At 62.0% G+C, this 17,421-nt stretch carries 16 protein-coding genes; 4 read left to right on the forward strand and 12 right to left on the reverse strand.

Features of this window, described 5'->3' with window-relative positions:
- Positions 1 to 58 precede the first annotated feature (58 nt).
- The 12 genes from fabZ to rpsB all read right to left on the reverse strand — a co-directional run bounded on the left by fabZ (position 59) and on the right by rpsB (position 12,687).
- The gene (gene fabZ, locus ACEOAC_RS14360; RefSeq protein ID WP_006462531.1) at positions 59 to 523 is read right to left on the reverse strand and encodes a 3-hydroxyacyl-ACP dehydratase FabZ; all 465 of its coding nucleotides are present in this window, start codon (positions 521 to 523) and stop codon (positions 59 to 61) included.
- A complete protein-coding gene (gene lpxD / locus ACEOAC_RS14365) occupies positions 516 to 1,604 on the reverse strand; it encodes a UDP-3-O-(3-hydroxymyristoyl)glucosamine N-acyltransferase (RefSeq protein WP_234296545.1) in 1,089 nt (362 codons plus the stop codon). Before lpxD ends, fabZ begins: the two co-directional genes overlap by 8 nt.
- 128 nt (positions 1,605 to 1,732) lie before the next feature.
- Positions 1,733 to 2,242 carry an OmpH family outer membrane protein gene (locus ACEOAC_RS14370; protein ID WP_233207591.1) on the reverse strand — a complete coding sequence of 170 codons (510 nt, stop codon included), beginning with the start codon at positions 2,240 to 2,242 and terminating at the stop codon, positions 1,733 to 1,735.
- Between the two features lie 45 nt (positions 2,243 to 2,287).
- Positions 2,288 to 4,669: an outer membrane protein assembly factor BamA gene (bamA, locus tag ACEOAC_RS14375; RefSeq protein WP_006462534.1), complete on the reverse strand. Its 2,382-nt coding sequence runs from the start codon at positions 4,667 to 4,669 to the stop codon at positions 2,288 to 2,290.
- Positions 4,670 to 4,857: 188 nt separating this feature from the next.
- Positions 4,858 to 6,231 carry an RIP metalloprotease RseP gene (gene rseP, locus ACEOAC_RS14380; protein ID WP_241813094.1) on the reverse strand — a complete coding sequence of 458 codons (1,374 nt, stop codon included), beginning with the start codon at positions 6,229 to 6,231 and terminating at the stop codon, positions 4,858 to 4,860.
- A complete protein-coding gene (gene ispC / locus ACEOAC_RS14385; protein WP_413443942.1) occupies positions 6,228 to 7,400 on the reverse strand; it encodes a 1-deoxy-D-xylulose-5-phosphate reductoisomerase in 1,173 nt (390 codons plus the stop codon). The genes rseP and ispC overlap by 4 nt, the downstream gene beginning before the upstream one ends.
- Before the next feature lie 26 nt (positions 7,401 to 7,426).
- Positions 7,427 to 8,254, reverse strand: coding sequence for a phosphatidate cytidylyltransferase (locus tag ACEOAC_RS14390; RefSeq protein ID WP_006462537.1), 828 nt, complete (start codon positions 8,252 to 8,254; stop codon positions 7,427 to 7,429).
- Entirely contained in the window at positions 8,254 to 9,012 is a 759-nt protein-coding gene (gene uppS / locus ACEOAC_RS14395) for a polyprenyl diphosphate synthase (RefSeq protein WP_077237119.1), read from the reverse strand. The genes ACEOAC_RS14390 and uppS overlap by 1 nt, the downstream gene beginning before the upstream one ends.
- A 200-nt stretch (positions 9,013 to 9,212) precedes the next feature.
- On the reverse strand, positions 9,213 to 9,773 hold the full coding sequence (gene frr / locus ACEOAC_RS14400) for a ribosome recycling factor (protein ID WP_006462539.1): 561 nt from the start codon (positions 9,771 to 9,773) through the stop codon (positions 9,213 to 9,215).
- A 116-nt stretch (positions 9,774 to 9,889) separates the two neighbouring features.
- A complete protein-coding gene (gene pyrH / locus ACEOAC_RS14405) occupies positions 9,890 to 10,606 on the reverse strand; it encodes a UMP kinase (RefSeq protein ID WP_006462540.1) in 717 nt (238 codons plus the stop codon).
- Between the two features lie 315 nt (positions 10,607 to 10,921).
- Positions 10,922 to 11,809: a translation elongation factor Ts gene (gene tsf, locus ACEOAC_RS14410; protein WP_006462541.1), complete on the reverse strand. Its 888-nt coding sequence runs from the start codon at positions 11,807 to 11,809 to the stop codon at positions 10,922 to 10,924.
- A gap of 137 nt (positions 11,810 to 11,946) precedes the next feature.
- Complete coding sequence (gene rpsB, locus ACEOAC_RS14415; RefSeq protein ID WP_006462542.1) at positions 11,947 to 12,687, reverse strand: 30S ribosomal protein S2; 741 nt, start codon at positions 12,685 to 12,687, stop codon at positions 11,947 to 11,949.
- Between rpsB and ACEOAC_RS14420 the strand changes: the two genes are divergently transcribed.
- The 4 genes from ACEOAC_RS14420 to ACEOAC_RS14435 all read left to right on the forward strand — a co-directional run bounded on the left by ACEOAC_RS14420 (position 12,686) and on the right by ACEOAC_RS14435 (position 17,413).
- A complete protein-coding gene (locus tag ACEOAC_RS14420; protein ID WP_152486651.1) occupies positions 12,686 to 13,009 on the forward strand; it encodes a hypothetical protein in 324 nt (107 codons plus the stop codon). The two genes, rpsB and ACEOAC_RS14420, sit on opposite strands and share 2 nt — an antisense overlap.
- A gap of 16 nt (positions 13,010 to 13,025) precedes the next feature.
- Positions 13,026 to 13,850, forward strand: a complete 825-nt coding sequence (gene map, locus ACEOAC_RS14425; RefSeq protein WP_006462543.1) for a type I methionyl aminopeptidase — start codon at positions 13,026 to 13,028, stop codon at positions 13,848 to 13,850.
- 154 nt (positions 13,851 to 14,004) lie between these two features.
- Entirely contained in the window at positions 14,005 to 16,557 is a 2,553-nt protein-coding gene (locus ACEOAC_RS14430) for a [protein-PII] uridylyltransferase (protein WP_241813089.1), read from the forward strand.
- A 109-nt stretch (positions 16,558 to 16,666) separates the two neighbouring features.
- Positions 16,667 to 17,413: a pseudouridine synthase gene (locus ACEOAC_RS14435; RefSeq protein WP_039874775.1), complete on the forward strand. Its 747-nt coding sequence runs from the start codon at positions 16,667 to 16,669 to the stop codon at positions 17,411 to 17,413.
- Positions 17,414 to 17,421 lie beyond the last annotated feature (8 nt).

Genomic DNA, 17,421 nt, shown 5'->3' on the forward strand with positions numbered 1-17,421 from the left:
CGCGACCTTGCCGATCGCCGCCGGGCCTGCCTTGCAGCCTGTCGTCAGGCCGGCCGGGTCAGGCGCTCTGGCTGGCGTCGGCGGCGCTGCGCATGGTGCACATGAGGTCGCCTTCGACTGCCACCTGACCATCGACGGTAGCCACTGCGCGGTACTTCCAGATGCCGCGCGCGCGACGGGTGATCTCGACTTCCATCTTCAACTGGTCGCCCGGCTCCACCGGACGCTTGAAGCGTGCATTGTCGATGCCCACGAAATAGACCACGGTGTTTTCGTCCGGCTTGCGGCCTTCGGTCAGGAAGGACAGCAGTGCAGCCGTCTGGGCCAGCGCCTCGATCATCAGCACGCCCGGCATCACCGGCTTGTGCGGGAAGTGACCATTGAAGAATTCTTCATTCACGGTCACGTTCTTGATCGCGGTGATGGTCTTGCCGCTCTCCCAGTTCAGCACGCGATCGACCAGCAGCAGCGGGTAACGGTGCGGCAGGTACTGTTTGATTTGATTGATGTCGAGGCTATTCATTCTCTTCTTGATTCTCTGAAAGCGGGGCTTGGCCCGCTTGTTCTTGTGTCAACGTTTTGAGCGATTTTTCCAACGCCCGGATTTTCTCACGCATCGTGCCCAGATTGCGCACTAATGCCGCCGATTTTTCCCAGTCGCGGTGTTCGGTGATGGGATAGAAGCCGGTGTACTGGCCTGGCTCCAGGATGGAACGCAGGGCCAGGGTGCCGGCCGAGACGTGGACCTTGTCCACGATGGTGATGTGGCCATGGATCATGGCTGCGCCACCGATGGAGCAATACTTGCCGATGCGGGCGCTGCCGGCGATGCCGGCACAGGCAGCAATGGCGGTATGCGCGCCGATGTGGCAGTTGTGGGCGATCTGGATCTGGTTGTCGAGCTTGACGCCCTCCTCGATCACGGTGTCGGCCAGCGCACCACGGTCGATGGTGGTATTGGCGCCGATTTCGACGTCGTCGCCGATCATCACGCGGCCCACCTGGGGAATCTTGATCCACTGGCCCGCCTCATTGGCGAAACCAAAGCCATCCGCGCCAATCACGGCGCCGGAATGGACGATGCCACGGGCGCCGATTTCGCAGCCGTAGTGCAAGGTGGCACGGGCGTGGAAATGGGTATCCTCGCCAACGCTGGCGTGCTGCCCGATGAAACTGCCGGCATCGATGCGGGCACGCGGGCCGATGACGGCGCCGGCTTCGATCACCACCAGCGGACCGATCACCGCATCCGCTGCCACGCTGGCAGCGGGGTCGACCACGGCGCTGGGGTGGATGCCGGCCGGAGGCAGCACCTCGGCCAGGGCCTGGAACATCTGCGCAGCACGGGCGAAATAGGCGTAGGGATTACGGGTGACGATGCGGGCACCGGCATAAGCCTGTACCTGGGCGTCGTCGGCCTCGGACAGGATCAGCGCCGCGGCCTGGGTCTGGTCGGCTTGTGCGCGGAATTTGGGATTGGAGAGGAAGGTGATGTGGCTGGAACCTGCGGCATCCAAGGGCGCGATGCCCTGGACTGCGATGTTCGCATCACCCTTCAACTGCCCGCCCAAGCGCTCGACCAATTGCTCCAGTCGAATACTCATCTTGGCTTTCCGAATGACAGGCGTTGCCTGGAATGACGATAAAACGAAAGCCGCCTGCATGGCGGCCCCTGAAGCGACATGCGGGCGCCGGGGCGATGCTGCCCCGCGCCCGCACGGCGGTGATGCAATTACTTGGCCAGTTCCTTGAGCACCTTGTCGGTGATGTCGATACGCTTGCTGGCGTAGACGGCTTCCTGGAACACGATGTCATACTTCTCGGCATCGGCGATCTGGCGGATCACCTTGTTGGTACGCTCCAGCACAACCGCCAGTTCTTCGTTGCGGCGCTGGTTCAGGTCTTCGCGGAACTCGCGTTGCTTGCGCTGGAATTCCTTGTCCAGATCGGACAGGTCACGCTGACGCTTGGCGCGGTCGGAATCGGACAGCACGGCGGCGTCCTTGTCCAGCTTGTCGGACTGGGCCTTCAGACGGGCGGCCATGTCTTGCAGCTCACGGTCGCGCTTGGCGAATTCGGCTTCCAGCTTGGCTTGGGCAGCCTTGGCCGGAGCGGCTTCGCGGAAGATGCGCTCGGTGCTGACGAAGGCGATTTTCGAGCTCTCCTGCGCATGGGCAGGGGCAAAGCTCAACAGGCAGGCAGCCATCACGATGGTCTGCAGGGACAGGAACGATTTGGTCATGAACTTCAAGATTACTCTCCGTATTACGAATCAATGATGACCGCTTTAGAAGCCGGTACCCAGTTGGAACTGGAAGGTTTGAGACTTGTCACCCGTCTTCAGGTTCAATGGCTTACCGAAGCTGAGCTTCAGAGGGCCAATCGGTGACACCCAGCTGATACCCACGCCGGCCGAATAACGCAGGTCGTTCAGCTTGATGTTCTGGCCGTCAGCGAAGACGTTGCCGCCGTCAAAGAAGGTGAACCAGCGCAGCGTACGGTCCTGGCCCGAACCCGGGAACGGGAACTGCAACTCGGCGTTGCCGTACAGACGCGAGGCGCCACCCATGGAGTCGCCGTACTGGTCCTTCAGCGAACCCAGCGAAGACGCTTCGTAGCCGCGCACGGTGCCGATACCACCGGCATAGTAGTTCTTGAACACCGGATAAGGCTTGCTGCCAATGCCGCGGCCGTAGTCGACTTCGCCATTCAGGGCCAGGGTCACGGCCTTGCTGAAGAAGGGCTGGAAGTACTGGTGCTGATAGCTCGCACGGTAGTACTTCAGGGTACCAAGGTACGAAACTTCCAGGTTGGCGCGCTGATAGCGGCCGGAAGTCGGAACCAGTGCCGAGTCGCGGCCATCACGCTGCCACGCCACCGTCAGCGGGATGCTGGTGGTACGGGCGCTGCCGATACCGCACGTTGCCCCCGAGGAGACGTCGGTCACATCGCAACCCGCAGCGCCGGCGCCGCCGAAGTCGCGCACATACTGGCGGTACAGCGAGGGGCTGGTGCTGTCGGTGCTGACGTTGGTGTTTTCCACGCCGATACCGAAGAAGACGCGATCCAGTTCCGAGAACGGCACGCCGAACTTGATGCTGCCACCCAGCGTCTTGACGCGATAGTCACCGGTCGTATAGACCGAGGGACGGATCGTGCGCAGGTAGATTTCATAGGTGCGGCTGATGCCGTCATCGGTGAAATACGGATTGGTGGTCGACAGCGAGATCGTGCGATAGCGCGAGCTGGTGTTGATGTCGATACCCACGGTATTACCGCTACCGAAGGCGTTTTCCTGCGAGATCGAGCCGGTCAGGCTGAGCTTGTCGGACTGCGAGAAGCCGGCGCCGACCATGATGTTGCCGGTCGGCTTTTCCTCGACCTTCATGTTGAGGTCCACCTGGTCGCTGGTACCCGGCACTTCGGGCGTATCGACGGTGACTTCCTTGAAGTAGCCCAGACGGTCCACGCGGTCGCGCGAGAGCTTGATCTTTTCGCCGTCGTACCAGGAATCCTCGAACTGGCGGAATTCGCGGCGGATCACCTCATCGCGGGTCTTGGTGTTGCCGGCGATGTTGACGTGACGCACGTAGACGCGCTTGCCCGGGTCGACCATGATGGTGAAGGCGACTTCCTTCTTTTCGCGATCGACATTGGGGTTGGCGTTGACGTTGGCGAAGGCATAGCCGAAGTTGCCCAGGCGCTCGCCGATCTTCTTGGTGCTGTCGGTGAGCTTGGCGCCGGAATAGACGTCGCCCGGTTTCAACTGCACCAGCTTGGACAGTTCCGGCTCCATGCCGAACATCTCACCTTCAAGCTTGACGCCGGAGACGGTGTACTTCTCGCCTTCCTTGATGTTGACGGTGATGTAGATGTCTTTCTTGTCGGGCGTGATCGACACCTGGGTCGATTCGACCTGCATTTCCAGATAGCCGCGATCCAGGTAGTACGAGCGCAGGGTCTCGATGTCGCCCTGCAGCTTTTCCTTGGAATACTGGTCGGCCTTGGTGTACCAGGTGAACCAGCCCGGGGTGGTCAGCTTGATCTGGTCACGCAGGGTGCTGTCGGAGAACACCTTGTTGCCGACGAAATTGATCTGCTTGATGCGGGAAACTTCACCTTCGTCCACCGAGAAGGTAATCGCCACGCGATTACGCTCGACCGGGGTGACGGTGGTGGACACCTTGGCGCCGTACAGGCCGCGCGACAGGTACTGGCGCTTTAATTCCTGCTCGGCACGATCGACCTGGGAGCGGTCGAAGATGCGCGACTCGGCCACGCCGATTTCCTTGAGCGCCTTGGTCAGCTGTTCCTTGTCGAATTCCTTGATACCGGAGAAATCGACGCTGGCGATGGCCGGACGTTCGACCACCTGCACCACCAGCACGTCGCCTTCGGCCTCGATGCGCACATCGCGGAAGAAGCCGGTGGCATACAGCGCCTTGATGGCGGCAGTGGCCTTTTCATCGTTGAACGTGTCGCCCACGCGCACCGGCAGGTAGCTGAAGACCGTGCCGGCCTCGGTACGCTGGATGCCTTCGACGCGGATATCCTTGACCACGAAGGGCGTGACCGCCATGGCCTGGCTGGAGCACAGGGCAAAGGCGGCTGCGGCGATCAGGCGACGGGAGAAGGTCGGGATGGGATGTTGCGCAGGGTGTAATTTCATCTATCGTTCATCAACAGTTTTTCGCCGTGACACTGCCTGACAAGATGCTGGTAAGGAATTGAAAACGGATCCCAGATCCATTGCCAATTGCTTAACAACTGCCATCGGGCTTGGCCGGCAAATGTAAAAAATCCGGTCTTTCGCGCCGCCCCGCCGCTGGTATCGCCGGGGCCGGCATCAGGCCGGATTCATCCTTGGAACATCAGCCGCACGATATCGTTGAATGCGGCAACGAGCATCAGCGCCATCAGTAAACCCAGGCCGGCACGCTGCGCGATTTCCCCAAACCGTTCGGAAACGGGCCGTCCTGTCAAAATCTCCAGCGCATAATACAGCAAATGACCGCCATCTAGAACCGGGATTGGCAAGAGATTCATCACGCCGAGGCTGATGCTGATGAAGGCCAGGAAGCTCAGATAGCTGACCAGACCCACGCGCGCGGTCTGCCCGGCGTAGTCGGCGATGGTGATGGGGCCGGTGATGTTCTTCAGCGAAACCTGGCCGACGATCATCTTGCCGATCATCTTGACGGTCATCGCACTGGTATCCCAGGTACGCTGTGCGCCCTTGGCCAAGGCCGTCAGCGGGCCATCACTGACGGTGGCCATCTCCGGTGCCAGCGGCACTTCCACCTTGATGCGACCGATGCGCTTGCCGCTGTCGCCCTCCTCCATCGCTTCCGGGGTCACGCGTACCTCGAAGCGGTTGCCGCCGCGCACGCCTTCCAGCAGCAGCGGCTTGCCGGCCGATTCACGAACCTTTTCGACAAAGGCCAGGCCATCCTGGACCGGGACGGCGTCAATGGCAGTGATGCGGTCACCGCTCTGCAGCCCGGCCGCTTTGGCCGGGCCGTCCATGATCTTGCCCAGCACGGCCGGCGGACGCGCCAGGGCCAGGCCCAGCTTGCCCAGGAAATCACCTTCCAGCTCATTGCTGTCGATACCGGCCAGACGCAGTGTCACGCTATTGAGCAGCTTGCCGCTGCCATTCGGATTGGGACGCTCCACATCCACACGGGCATCGGCCTTCTCCAGCACCAGCTGCATCAGCTTCCAGCGCACCTCCGACCAGACCTGCACCGGTGCGCCATTGATGGCGGTGATGCGGTCACCGGCGCGCAGGCCGGCCTGGTAGGCCGCACTTTGCTCGGCCGCGGCGCGCAGCACCGGCACCGGCTCGGGTACGCCATGCATGTAGAGCCCGGCGAACAGGACGATGGCCAGCAGGAAATTGGCAATCGGCCCCGCCGCCACGATGGCGATGCGGCGCCATACCGACTGCCGGGTGAATTCGCGTTTGAGATCGGCTTCGGGAATGTCTTCCAGTGGTTGCTCGCGGGCATCGAGCATCTTGACGTAACCGCCCAGCGGCAGGATCGACAGCGCCCACTCGGTCTGATCACGCCCGAAACGTCGCGACCAGATCACCCGCCCCATACCCACCGAGAAACGCAGTACCTTGACCCCACACCAGCGGGCGACCAGGTAATGGCCCAGTTCGTGCACCACCACCAGGCTGCCCAGGGCGACGAAGAAAGCGATCAGGGTATGCAGCAGTGTCATCGTGAAATCAGAGCCTCGGCGTGGGTGCGTGCCTGCCGGTCCTGCTCCAGCAAGGCGGCGATATCGTCGGCTTGGCGGTTGGGGATGGCGGACATGACCTCTTGGATCAGGGGAGCGATCTTCCCGAAGCCGATGCGGCGGTCCAGGAAGGCCTGCACGGCAACTTCGTTGGCGGCATTGAGGATGGCCGCCAGTGTGCCACCGGCTCGCAGGGCATCATACGCCAGTTTCAGGCAGGGAAAGCGCCGATAATCTGGCGCCGAGAAGGACAGCTGCGCGATCTGCGCCAGGTCCAGCGGGGCCACGCCGGAGGCGATCCGCTCCGGATAGGCCAGCGCATTGGCAATCGGCGTACGCATGTCGGGGTTGCCCAACTGTGCCAGCACCGAGCCGTCGGCATACGACACCATGGAATGGATCACGCTTTGAGGGTGGATCACCACCTCGATCTTGTCGGCCGGCGCACCAAAGAGCCAGTGCGCCTCGATCACTTCCAGGCCCTTGTTCATCATGGTGGCCGAATCCACCGAGATCTTGCGCCCCATCACCCACTTGGGATGCGCCACCGCTTCTTCCACGGTCACCTGGTCCAGCGTGCTGACATCGCGATTCAGGAAGGGTCCGCCGGAGGCGGTCAGCAGGATCTTCTCGACGCCGTGCGCCGACATCGAGCGGGAATAGTCCGCCGGCAGGCACTGGAAAATGGCGTTGTGCTCGCTATCGATGGGCAGCAGGCTGGCACCATGGGCAGCCACCGTGTCCATCAGCAACTGGCCGGAGATGACCAGGGCTTCCTTGTTGGCCAGCAATATCTTCTTGCCGGCACGAGCGGCGGCCAGCGTCGATGCCAGGCCGGCAGCGCCCACGATGGCGGCCATGACCATGTCGCAACCATCGGCGGCGGCGATATCGCACAGGGCCTGCGCCCCAAAGGCCACTTCGGTCTTCAGCTCAGCTGCTCGCAAGAGCTTCTGCAACTGGGCGGCCGCCTCGGCCGAACCGACCACGGCTACTTGCGGGCGAAAACGCTGGCATTGCTCGGCCAGTTCGGCCACGCGCGCATGCGCGCTCAGGGCATGGACGCGATAACGGTCCGGATGACGGGCGACCACATCCAGCGTGGACACGCCGATGGAGCCGGTGGAGCCGAGAATGCTGATGGACTGCATGGAATTTCCAGAAGGAAAGCGGCGGCTCAGGCAGCCGCCAGCCAGAGGTCGACCAGCGCCGCCAGGGGCAGCACCGGGATGAGCGCATCAATGCGGTCGAGGACGCCGCCATGGCCAGGAAGCAGATTGCTGCTGTCCTTCATGCCGGCGCGCCGCTTGAGCTGCGACTCGAAGAGATCGCCCACCACGCTGGCCACCACCATCAGGCTCAAGGCCCCGACAAAACCGGCCCAGCCCCAGCGGTTGAAGAGGTGATACTGGAAGGTCTCGCCCGCGCTCATGGACATGGCCACGGCGGCCGAAATCACCAGCACCGCCAGCCAGCCACCGATGGCACCTTCCCAGGACTTGCCCGGAGAAATGGTCGGCGCCAGCTTGTGGCGACCGAAACCCTTGCCGGCGAAATAGGCGCCGATGTCAGCCACCCACACCACCGCCATCACCGACAGCAGATACAGCGGCGAACGCTGGAACAGATCCACGATGGCCACGAAGCAGCCGAGGATGGACAGCATATATGTCGCATTGAGCAGGCGATTGCCGAAGGCCTCGACCTTGGGCAGGCCCAACCCCAAGGCGGGCACGAACCGCAATGCCCACAACAGCACGCACAGCACGTAGAGCGGACGTACGCTGGGCAGGCCGCTGAAGAACAGGATCACGCAGAAGACCAGCGTCCACACGACTGCCCACAAGGTCGGACGCGGGCTCTTGAAGAGGCGGAAACATTCCCAGGCGCCGGCGGCGAAAAATACCAGCGCGGCCATGGCAAAGGCCGGGAAATAGCCGAAATACAGGATTGGCAACAGGATTGCCAGCAGGATCAACGCTGTGATGACACGCGTCTTGAGCATCAGGAAGCCTTTTTCTGGTCCAGCACCTGGGCACTGGTGCGCCCGAAGCGGCGCTCGCGTTGTTGATAGGACCCGATCGCCACGTCCAGCGCCTTGGCATCGAAGTCGGGCCAGAAGGTCTCGGTGAAATACAGTTCGCTGTAGGCCAGTTGCCACAGCAGGAAATTGGAAATGCGCTGTTCACCGCCGGTGCGGATGAACAGGTCCGGCTCCGGGGCATAGGCCATGGCCAGGTAGGGCGCCAGTTCTTCTTCGGTGTAATCGGATACGCCTGGCTTGTCCTTGACCATGCGCGAGACCGCCTGCATGACATCCCAGCGGCCACCGTAATTGGCGCAGACAGTCAGGGTCAGACGGCTGTTGCCGGCCGTCTGGGCCTCAGCCTTGGCGGCCATCTCCTGCAGCTTGGGATCGAAACGACTCATGTCGCCGACGATCTTGAGGCGGATGCCGTTGTTGGCCATCTTGCCCACTTCGCGCTCCAGCACGGTCATGAAGAGGCGCATCAACACCGACACTTCATCGGCCGGCCGACGCCAGTTCTCGGAACTGAAGGCAAACAGGGTCAGGAATTCGATGCCGCGTTCGGCACTGGCCTCGACGATGGAACGTACTGCGTCCACCCCCTTGGCATGCCCCGCCACGCGCGGCAGGAAACGCTTGGTCGCCCAACGACCGTTGCCGTCCATGATGATGGCAACATGGCGCGGAACCGCGGAAGAATCCGGAACCGCAAGAGTTGAGCTTTGATGCTTCATGAAAATAATTTAGTGCATTTCGGTGCGTGGGGAACGGGGCAGCGCCTCATGGTAACGGGCCGCGGACGCTTTGACAAACCAGCCGCGCGCGCCCTGCCCCCAAGCGAGATGCTCCCCGCTGCGCCCTGCACATTTGCTGTCTTTGACTTCTCGTGCAGCGCGACCACCTGTGCGGTCGCGCATAGGGCCTGCCGAACGACCTATACGGTCATCACTTCCTTTTCCTTGTCGCCCACCAGCTTGTCGATTTCGGCGACGAACTTGTCGGTCAGCTTCTGGATTTCATCCTGGCCACGACGCTCGTCATCTTCCGAGGCAACCTTGTCCTTGACCAGCTTCTTCAGACCTTCGTTGCCTTCGCGACGGATGTTGCGCACCGCGATCTTGGCATCTTCGGCTTCGCTCTTGACCAGCTTGACCATTTCCTTGCGGCGCTCTTCGGTCAGCGGCGGCATCGGCACGCGGATCAGTTCGCCGTGGGTGGCCGGATTCAGGCCCAGGTCGGCTTCGCGGATGGCCTTCTCGACGGCAGCGACCATCTTCTTCTCGTACGGCTGCACACCGATGGTGCGGGCGTCGATCAGGGTCAGGTTGGCGACCTGCGACAGGCCGGTCGGCGAACCGTAGTAATCGACCATCACCTGGTCCAGCAGGCCGGTATGGGCGCGGCCGGTACGGACCTTGGCCAGGTTGGCCTTCAGGGTCTCGATGGACTTACCCATCTTCTGTTCAGTATTTTTCTTGACGTCAGCGACACTCATGCTGCTCTCCTAACTTGGTGCAATAACTTGGCTTTTCTTGATGGCAAATGCCTGAAAGAGGGGCATTGTAAACGGGAATGACCGGCCTGCGGCCGGTTTCTGTTCCGCAATACGGCTCAGACGTGGACCAGGGTACCCTCGTCGTCACCCATGACCACGCTCTTGAGCGCGCCCGGCTTGACGATGGAAAACACCTTGATCGGCAGCTTCTGGTCACGGCACAGCGCGAAGGCGGTCGCGTCCATCACCTGCAGATGCTTGGCGATGGCTTCGTCGAAGGAAATCGACTGGTAGCGGGTCGCGGCCGGATCCTTCTTGGGGTCAGCGGTGTAGACACCGTCCACCTTGGTGGCCTTGAGCACGATCTGGGCGCCGATTTCCGAGCCACGCAGGGCGGCGGCGGTATCGGTAGTGAAGAAGGGGTTGCCGGTACCGGCAGCGAAGACCACGATCTTGCCCTCTTCCAGGTATTGCAGCGCCTTCGGGCGCACATAGGGCTCGACCACCTGTTCGATGCCGATGGCGGACATCACGCGAGCTGTCAGGCCAGCCTGACGCATCGCGTCGGCCAGGGCCAGCGAGTTCATGACGGTGGCCAGCATGCCCATGTAGTCGGCGGTCGCACGATCCATGCCCTGGGCGCCCGGCGCCACGCCGCGGAAGATGTTGCCGCCACCGATCACGATGGCCAGTTCCACGCCCAGTTTGCTGATTTCTGCTACATCCGCGACCATGCGTTCGATGGTCGCGCGATTGATACCGTAGGCGTCGTCGCCCATCAGTGCTTCGCCGGAGAGTTTGAGGAGTACGCGCTTATAAGCAGGTGTTGTCATTGCAGGGCTCCGTGTTCTTTCCGATGTTGAATTGCTTGTTGACGCGTCGGCACTCGCTGTCACCCGACGAAACGGCGCGATTTCGTCATCTGGATGTAGCCCGAACGCATGAGGGGGTTACTGCTGCGCCCTACTCTATTGCCACTACGACTGCCATTGCTTCCATGCTGTTGCCATTGCTACTTGCAGCCTGTCCACTGCACCTGCCATCGGATCACCCGGCAGCCGACCCAGAGGATAGATGCAGCCTTCTCCGAAAGTTCCCGGGGACCGGCTTAAAAAAACGGGCCTCTCGGCCCGTTTTTCTTGCAACGCTTACTGAGCTTGTTTCGCTGCAGCCACTTGCGCAGCCACTTCAGCGGCGAAGTCGTCTTGCTTCTTCTCGATGCCCTCACCCACCACGTACATGGCGAACGACTTGACAGTCGTGTTGGCGGCCTTGAGCATCTGTTCGACGCTTTGCTTGTCGTTCTTCACGAAAGCCTGGTTGAACAGGGAAACTTCCTTCAGGTACTTCTGCACCGAACCGTCCACCATCTTGGCGACGATCTCGGCCGGCTTGCCGGATTCGGCAGCTTTCAGGGCGGCGACCGAGCGTTCCTTCTCGATCAGGTCGGCCGGCACTTGCTCGGCCGACAGGGCGACCGGCTTCATGGCGGCGATGTGCATGGCCACGTCCTTGCCCACTTGCTCGTCGGCACCGTCGAACTCGACGATCACGCCGATACGGGTACCGTGCAGGTAGGAAGCCAGCTTGCCGCTGGTTTCGAAACGCTGGAAGCGACGGAACGACATGTTCTCGCCGATGCGGCCGATCAGTTCGGTGCGCAGTTCTTCCAGGGTCTTGCCGTCTGCCAGCTTGCAGGCGCCCAGGGCAGCCACGTCAGCCGGATTCTGCTCGACCACCAGCTTGGCAGCGGCTTCGACCAGACCGATGAACTCGTCGTTCTTGGTCACGAAGTCGGTTTCGCAGTTCACCTCGACCAGCGCGCCGACGTTGCCGGCGATGTAGGTCGAGATCACGCCTTCTGCGGTGATGCGGGAAGAGGCCTTGGAAGCCTTGCTGCCCAGCTTGACGCGCAGAATCTCTTCCGCCTTGGCCATGTCGCCACCGGCTTCGGTCAGCGCCTTCTTGCATTCCATCATCGGCGCGTCGGTCTTCGCGCGCAGATCGCCCACCATTGCTGCGGTAATTGCCGCCATACTATTCTCCTGACTTGGAGGCATCCCGCGTCCTGCGGCATGCCTGAAACTCGAAAATTGAATCAAAAAAAAGGGGCCACTGCGTCACTACCCGCTGTCACCCCTTTTTGTACTACCGTACTACCGGAAGAGCAGAATCAAGCCTGCTCGACCTCGACGAATTCATCGCCCTTGACTGCTTCGACCACGTCGTTGACGGCGTTGGCACGGCCTTCCAGCACGGCGTCAGCCATGCCGCGAGCGTACAGTGCGATTGCCTTGGCGGAGTCGTCGTTACCCGGGATCACGTAGGTGACGCCTTCGGGCGAGTGGTTGGTATCGACCACGCCGATGACCGGGATGCCCAGCTTGGCGGCTTCGGTGATGGCGCCCTTGTGGTAGCCGACGTCGATGACGAAGATGGCGTCAGGAATGCCACCCATGTCCTTGATGCCGCCGATGGCCTTCTGCAGCTTTTCCTGTTCACGGCTGAACAGCAGGGCTTCCTTCTTGGACAGCTTCTCGACGGAACCGTCTTCGACTGCTGCTTCCATGTCCTTCAGACGCTTGATCGAGGTCTTGATGGTCTTGAAGTTGGTCAGCATGCCGCCCAGCCAGCGCTGATCGACGTAAGGCACGCCAGCACGTTGTGCTTCAGCGGCCAGGATTTCACGCGCTTGGCGCTTGGTGCCGACGAACAGGATGGTGCCGCGGTTGGACGACAGTTGACGCACGTACTTCTGCGCCTCCTGGTACATGCCCAGGGTCTTTTCCAGGTTGACGATGTGAATCTTGTTGCGGTGGCCGAAGATGAAGGGGGCCATCTTGGGGTTCCAGAAGCGGGTTTGGTGACCGAAGTGGACACCGGCTTCCAGCATTTCGCGCATGGTAACGGACATGAATTTCTCCAGGGTTAGGTCTGGAATCCGCTCGGTCATCCGGCTCATGCAGCCAGACACCCTTTTAGCGAACGGATTCGCGTTTCAAAAAGATTTACAACACATATTGCCAAAAAGATATGAAGATTCATTCCGCACACCGATTCCGGCAACCGACCCGAGGTTTCAGATCAGCCCGGCATTCTACTCGACCCCGCCCTTTTGTTCAAGTAGCACGTCAATTCGCCGCAAATCACCCCGAATTGCCATCCAGCCCGCCACCATGGCCGGCAAAACAGAAAACACCCTCGTCGTCTATAATCCCGACTTGACGATTTTCTAGCGAATTGCGATTCATCATGGGCAATATCACCATCAAGACCGCCGAAGACATCGAAGGCATGCGCGTGGCCGGCCGCCTGGCCGCCGAGGTGCTGGACTACATCACCCCCTTCGTGAAGCCCGGCGTGACCACCGGCGAGATCGACCGCCTCTGCCACGAGTACATGACCAATGTACAAGGCAGCATCCCGGCCCCGCTCAATTACTGCCCTCCCGGCTACACCCCCTACCCCAAAGCCATCTGCACCTCGCTCAATGACGTGATCTGCCACGGCATCCCCGGCGACAAGGTGATGAAGAACGGCGACGTGCTCAACATCGACGTCACCATCATCAAGGACGGCTACCACGGCGACACCAGCCGCATGTTCTTCCTGGGCGAGCCCTCCATCCTGGCGCGCCGCCTCACCGAGATCACCTACGAATGCATGTGGCTGGGCATCTCCAAGATCAAGCCGGGCGCCCACCTGGGCGACATCGGCCACGTCATCCAGCAGCATGCCGAAAAGGCCGGCTATAGCGTGGTGCGCGAGTTCTGCGGCCACGGCATCGGCAAGGTCTTCCACGAAGAGCCGCAGGTGCTGCACTATGGCCGCCCCGGCACCCTGGAAAAGCTGGAAGCCGGCATGATCTTCACCGTCGAACCCATGATCAACGCCGGCCGCCGCGAAATCCGCGAGATGGGCGACGGCTGGACCATCAAAACCAAGGACCGTAGCCTGTCGGCGCAGTGGGAACACACCGTCCTGGTCACCGAGACCGGTTTCGAGGTGCTGACCGTCTCGCCGGGCATGCCGGCGCCGCCGGCCTTCATCCAGAACCAGGTCGCTGCCGCGGCCTGAGCGAACGATGGCGGGGCAAGCAACGGTGACGCCACCTGCCCCGCCCGCAGTTTCCGGCATGAAACCTGCTAAGGGCTCGGGGCCGCTGGGGGATGCGGCCCCGTCCGTTGTTGGCGCTCCCCCCGCGCCCTGCCTCCTTTGATCGAATCCACCGATGCCCACTCTCGCCATCACGCTCAAGAAACAGCTCAAGGCCGCGCGCCAGCAAGCCATCGATGTGTTCCAGTCCAATCACAAGACCGAGCAACTGCTGGCGCAATTGCGCCGCAATGTCGATGAAGCGCTGACCAAGGCCTGGGAAGAACTGGGCATGTCCGGCAATGCCGCGCTGGTGGCCGTGGGCGGCTATGGCCGTGGCGAACTGTTCCCGCATTCGGACGTGGATGTACTGATCCTGCTGGACCAAGCACCGGACGCCGCCAAGAAGGAAAAGCTGGAATCGCTGGTGCAACTGTTCTGGGACATCGGCCTGGAAATCGGCCACAGCATCCGCACCATCGACGAATGCCTGGACGAATCGGCGGCCGACATCACGGTCCAGACCAGCCTGCTGGAAGCCCGTCTGGTCACCGGCAACCGGGCCCTCTTCAAGCGCCTGCAGGAGCGCTACCACGCCGCGCTCGACCCGCTGGCCTTCTTCCAGGCCAAGACCCTGGAAATGCGCCAGCGCCACGTGAAATATGAAGATACCCCCTACAGCCTGGAACCCAACTGCAAGGAAAGCCCCGGCGGGCTGCGCGACCTGCAGGTGATCCTGTGGGTGGCCAAGGCGGCCGGCCTGGGCAATTCCTGGGGCGAACTGGCCGAGCACGGCATGCTGACCTCTACCGAGGCACGGCAATTGCGCCAGAAGGAACGCGCCTTCAAGGACATCCGCATCCGTCTGCACATCCTCACCGACCGCCGCGAAGACCGGCTGGTGTTCGACATCCAGACGCAACTGGCCGAAACCTTCGGCTTCAAGACCACCGATACCCGCCGCGCCAGCGAATACCTGATGCAGCGCTACTACTGGGCCGCCAAGGCGGTGACCCAGTTGAACACCATCCTGCTGCAGAACATCGAAGCCCACCTGTTCCCGCAGCAGGCGGTGCCACGCCAGATCAACGAGCGCTTCAATGAGGTCAACGGCTTCCTCGACATCGCCCACGACAAGGTCTTCGAAGACACTCCCTCGGCCATGCTGGAGGTGTTCCTGGTGCTTTCCGAGCATCCCGAGCTCAAGGACATGTCGGCCCGCACCATGCGCGCGCTGTGGCATGCGCGCTTCAAGATCGACAATGCCTTCCGCAACGATCCGCACAACCATCGGCTGTTCATGCAGATCATCCAGAGCAAGCGCGGCATCACCCATGCCCTGCGCGGAATGAACGCAACCAGCGTGCTGGGTCGCTACCTGCCCAATTTCCGCCAGATCGTCGGACAGATGCAGCACGACCTGTTCCACGTCTACACGGTGGATCAGCACATCCTGATGGTAGTGCGCAACGTACGCCGCTTCACCATGAGCGAGCATGCCCACGAATACCCCTTCTGCAGCCAACTGATGGCCAACTTCGGCCAGCCCTGGGTGCTGTACGTCGCCGCCCTGTTCCACGACATCGCCAAGGGGCGCGGCGGTGATCACTCCAAGCTGGGCATGGCCGATGCGCGGGCCTTCTGCCTGCAGCACGGCATCTCCGAAGAGAATACCGAGCTCATCGTGTTCCTGGTCGAACAGCATCTGGCCATGTCGCATGTGGCGCAGAAGCAGGACATGTCGGACCCCGACGTCATCACCGCCTTCGCCCAGCTGGTCAAGGACGAGCGTCACCTGACCGCACTCTACCTGCTGACCGTGGCCGACATCCGCGGCACCAGCCCGAAGGTATGGAACGCCTGGAAGGGCAAGCTGCTGGAAGACCTCTACCGCATGACCCTGCGCGTGCTGGGCGGCGAAGCGCCCTCGGCCGACCGTGAGCTCAAGAACACCCAGCAGGAAGCCATCAAGACGCTACGCCTTTACGGTCTGCCGGCCGACGCCCACGAACAGCTCTGGAAGCAGCTGGATGTGGCCTACTTCCTGCGCCACGACGCCTCCGACATCGCCTGGCAGACGCGCTGTTTCTACGACAAGGTCGATACCGGGGTGCCGCTGGTGCGCTGCCGCCTGGCGCCCATCGGCGAAGGCGTGCAGGTAGCGGTCTACACGCCCGACCGCCCCGACCTGTTCGCGCGCATCTGCAGCTACTTTGATGAAAAAAGCTTCAGCATCTTCGACGCCAAGATCCACACCACCCGCAACAACTACGCGCTGGATGCCTTCCTGATCAATGCCCCGGTGTTCGCCAAGAACTACCGCGACATCATCAACCTGATCGAACACGAACTGGGCGCCCTGCTGCAGTCGGACCAGCCGTTGCCGCCGCCATCCAAGGCCCGCCTGTCGCGGCTGTCGCGCACCTTCCCGGTCAATCCATCGGTGGACCTGCGCCCGGACGAACGCGGCCAGTACTACCTGCTGTCGGTCTCGGCCAATGACCGCGCAGGCCTGCTGTATTCGATCTCCAACGTCCTGGCCAAGTACCGGATCAACCTGCACACCGCCAAGGTGATGACCCTGGGCGAGCGGGTGGAAGACGTGTTCCTGATCGACGGCCCCGGGCTGTCCCAGCCGCGCAACCAGATCCTGCTGGAAACCGAACTGCTGCAGACCCTGCGCATCTGACCTCGCCGGTACCGGCAGGGCCGCCGCCAGTCTGGCGCGCCGGCCCTGCCGGCCTTACAATCTCACCCTCGCCGCTGGCCGGCTCCCCGTTTTTCGCAAGGCAATTCCCATGACTGAACCCGTACGACTTTCCAAACGCATGTCTGAACTCGGCCTGTGCTCGCGCCGCGAGGCCGACGAATGGATAGAAAAGGGCTGGGTGCGGGTCGATGGCGTGGTGGTATCGGTGCTGGGCAGCAAGGTGTTGCCGCACCAGAAGGTGACCGTGGAACGCCAGGCCAGCGCCGAACAGGCACAGCGCGTGACCATCCTGCTCAACAAGCCCATGGGCTATGTCAGCGGCCAGGCCGAGGACGGCTACAAGCCCGCCGTGGTGCTGGTCAACGAGCAATCCCGCTGGGTCGAAGACCAGACCGACATGCGCTACCATCCGCGCCAGCTGAAGAGCCTGGTACCGGCCGGGCGACTGGACATCGACTCGGTCGGCCTGCTGGTACTGACCCAGGATGGCCGCATCGCCAAGCAACTGATCGGCGAAGATTCGGCGGTCGACAAGGAATATCTGGTGCGGGTGCAATACACCCGCCCCGGCAAGCTTCCCGAATCCGATCTCAAGCGCCTGAACCACGGCCTGATCATGGACGGCAAGCCGCTGCGTCCGGCCAAGGTGGCCTGGCAGAACGAAGACCAGTTGCGCTTCACCCTGCGCGAAGGCAAGAAGCGCCAGATCCGCCGCATGTGCGACATGGTGGGACTGAAGGTGATCGGCCTGAAACGCGTGCGCATCGGCGGCGTCAAGCTGGGCGACCTGCCGGTGGGGCAATGGCGCTACCTGCGGCCTGACGAAAAGTTCTAGAAGTTCAG

The sequence above is a fragment of the Herbaspirillum frisingense genome (assembly GCF_047325095.1).
GTDB lineage: Bacteria > Pseudomonadota > Gammaproteobacteria > Burkholderiales > Burkholderiaceae_D > Herbaspirillum > Herbaspirillum frisingense.

What these genes read in the sequence shown, in the direction of transcription:
- fabZ (WP_006462531.1), bottom strand. Translation starts at nt 523, where the DNA reads ATGAATAGCCTCGACATCAATCAAATCAAACAGTACCTGCCGCACCGT.
- lpxD (WP_234296545.1), bottom strand. Translation starts at nt 1,604, where the DNA reads ATGAGTATTCGACTGGAGCAATTGGTCGAGCGCTTGGGCGGGCAGTTG.
- ACEOAC_RS14370 (WP_233207591.1), bottom strand. Translation starts at nt 2,242, where the DNA reads ATGACCAAATCGTTCCTGTCCCTGCAGACCATCGTGATGGCTGCCTGC.
- bamA (WP_006462534.1), bottom strand. Translation starts at nt 4,669, where the DNA reads ATGAAATTACACCCTGCGCAACATCCCATCCCGACCTTCTCCCGTCGC.
- rseP (WP_241813094.1), bottom strand. Translation starts at nt 6,231, where the DNA reads ATGACACTGCTGCATACCCTGATCGCTTTCTTCGTCGCCCTGGGCAGC.
- ispC (WP_413443942.1), bottom strand. Translation starts at nt 7,400, where the DNA reads ATGCAGTCCATCAGCATTCTCGGCTCCACCGGCTCCATCGGCGTGTCC.
- ACEOAC_RS14390 (WP_006462537.1), bottom strand. Translation starts at nt 8,254, where the DNA reads ATGCTCAAGACGCGTGTCATCACAGCGTTGATCCTGCTGGCAATCCTG.
- uppS (WP_077237119.1), bottom strand. Translation starts at nt 9,012, where the DNA reads ATGAAGCATCAAAGCTCAACTCTTGCGGTTCCGGATTCTTCCGCGGTT.
- frr (WP_006462539.1), bottom strand. Translation starts at nt 9,773, where the DNA reads ATGAGTGTCGCTGACGTCAAGAAAAATACTGAACAGAAGATGGGTAAG.
- pyrH (WP_006462540.1), bottom strand. Translation starts at nt 10,606, where the DNA reads ATGACAACACCTGCTTATAAGCGCGTACTCCTCAAACTCTCCGGCGAA.
- tsf (WP_006462541.1), bottom strand. Translation starts at nt 11,809, where the DNA reads ATGGCGGCAATTACCGCAGCAATGGTGGGCGATCTGCGCGCGAAGACC.
- ACEOAC_RS14420 (WP_152486651.1), top strand. Translation starts at nt 12,686, where the DNA reads ATGAATTTCTCCAGGGTTAGGTCTGGAATCCGCTCGGTCATCCGGCTC.
- rpsB (WP_006462542.1), bottom strand. Translation starts at nt 12,687, where the DNA reads ATGTCCGTTACCATGCGCGAAATGCTGGAAGCCGGTGTCCACTTCGGT.
- map (WP_006462543.1), top strand. Translation starts at nt 13,026, where the DNA reads ATGGGCAATATCACCATCAAGACCGCCGAAGACATCGAAGGCATGCGC.
- ACEOAC_RS14430 (WP_241813089.1), top strand. Translation starts at nt 14,005, where the DNA reads ATGCCCACTCTCGCCATCACGCTCAAGAAACAGCTCAAGGCCGCGCGC.
- ACEOAC_RS14435 (WP_039874775.1), top strand. Translation starts at nt 16,667, where the DNA reads ATGACTGAACCCGTACGACTTTCCAAACGCATGTCTGAACTCGGCCTG.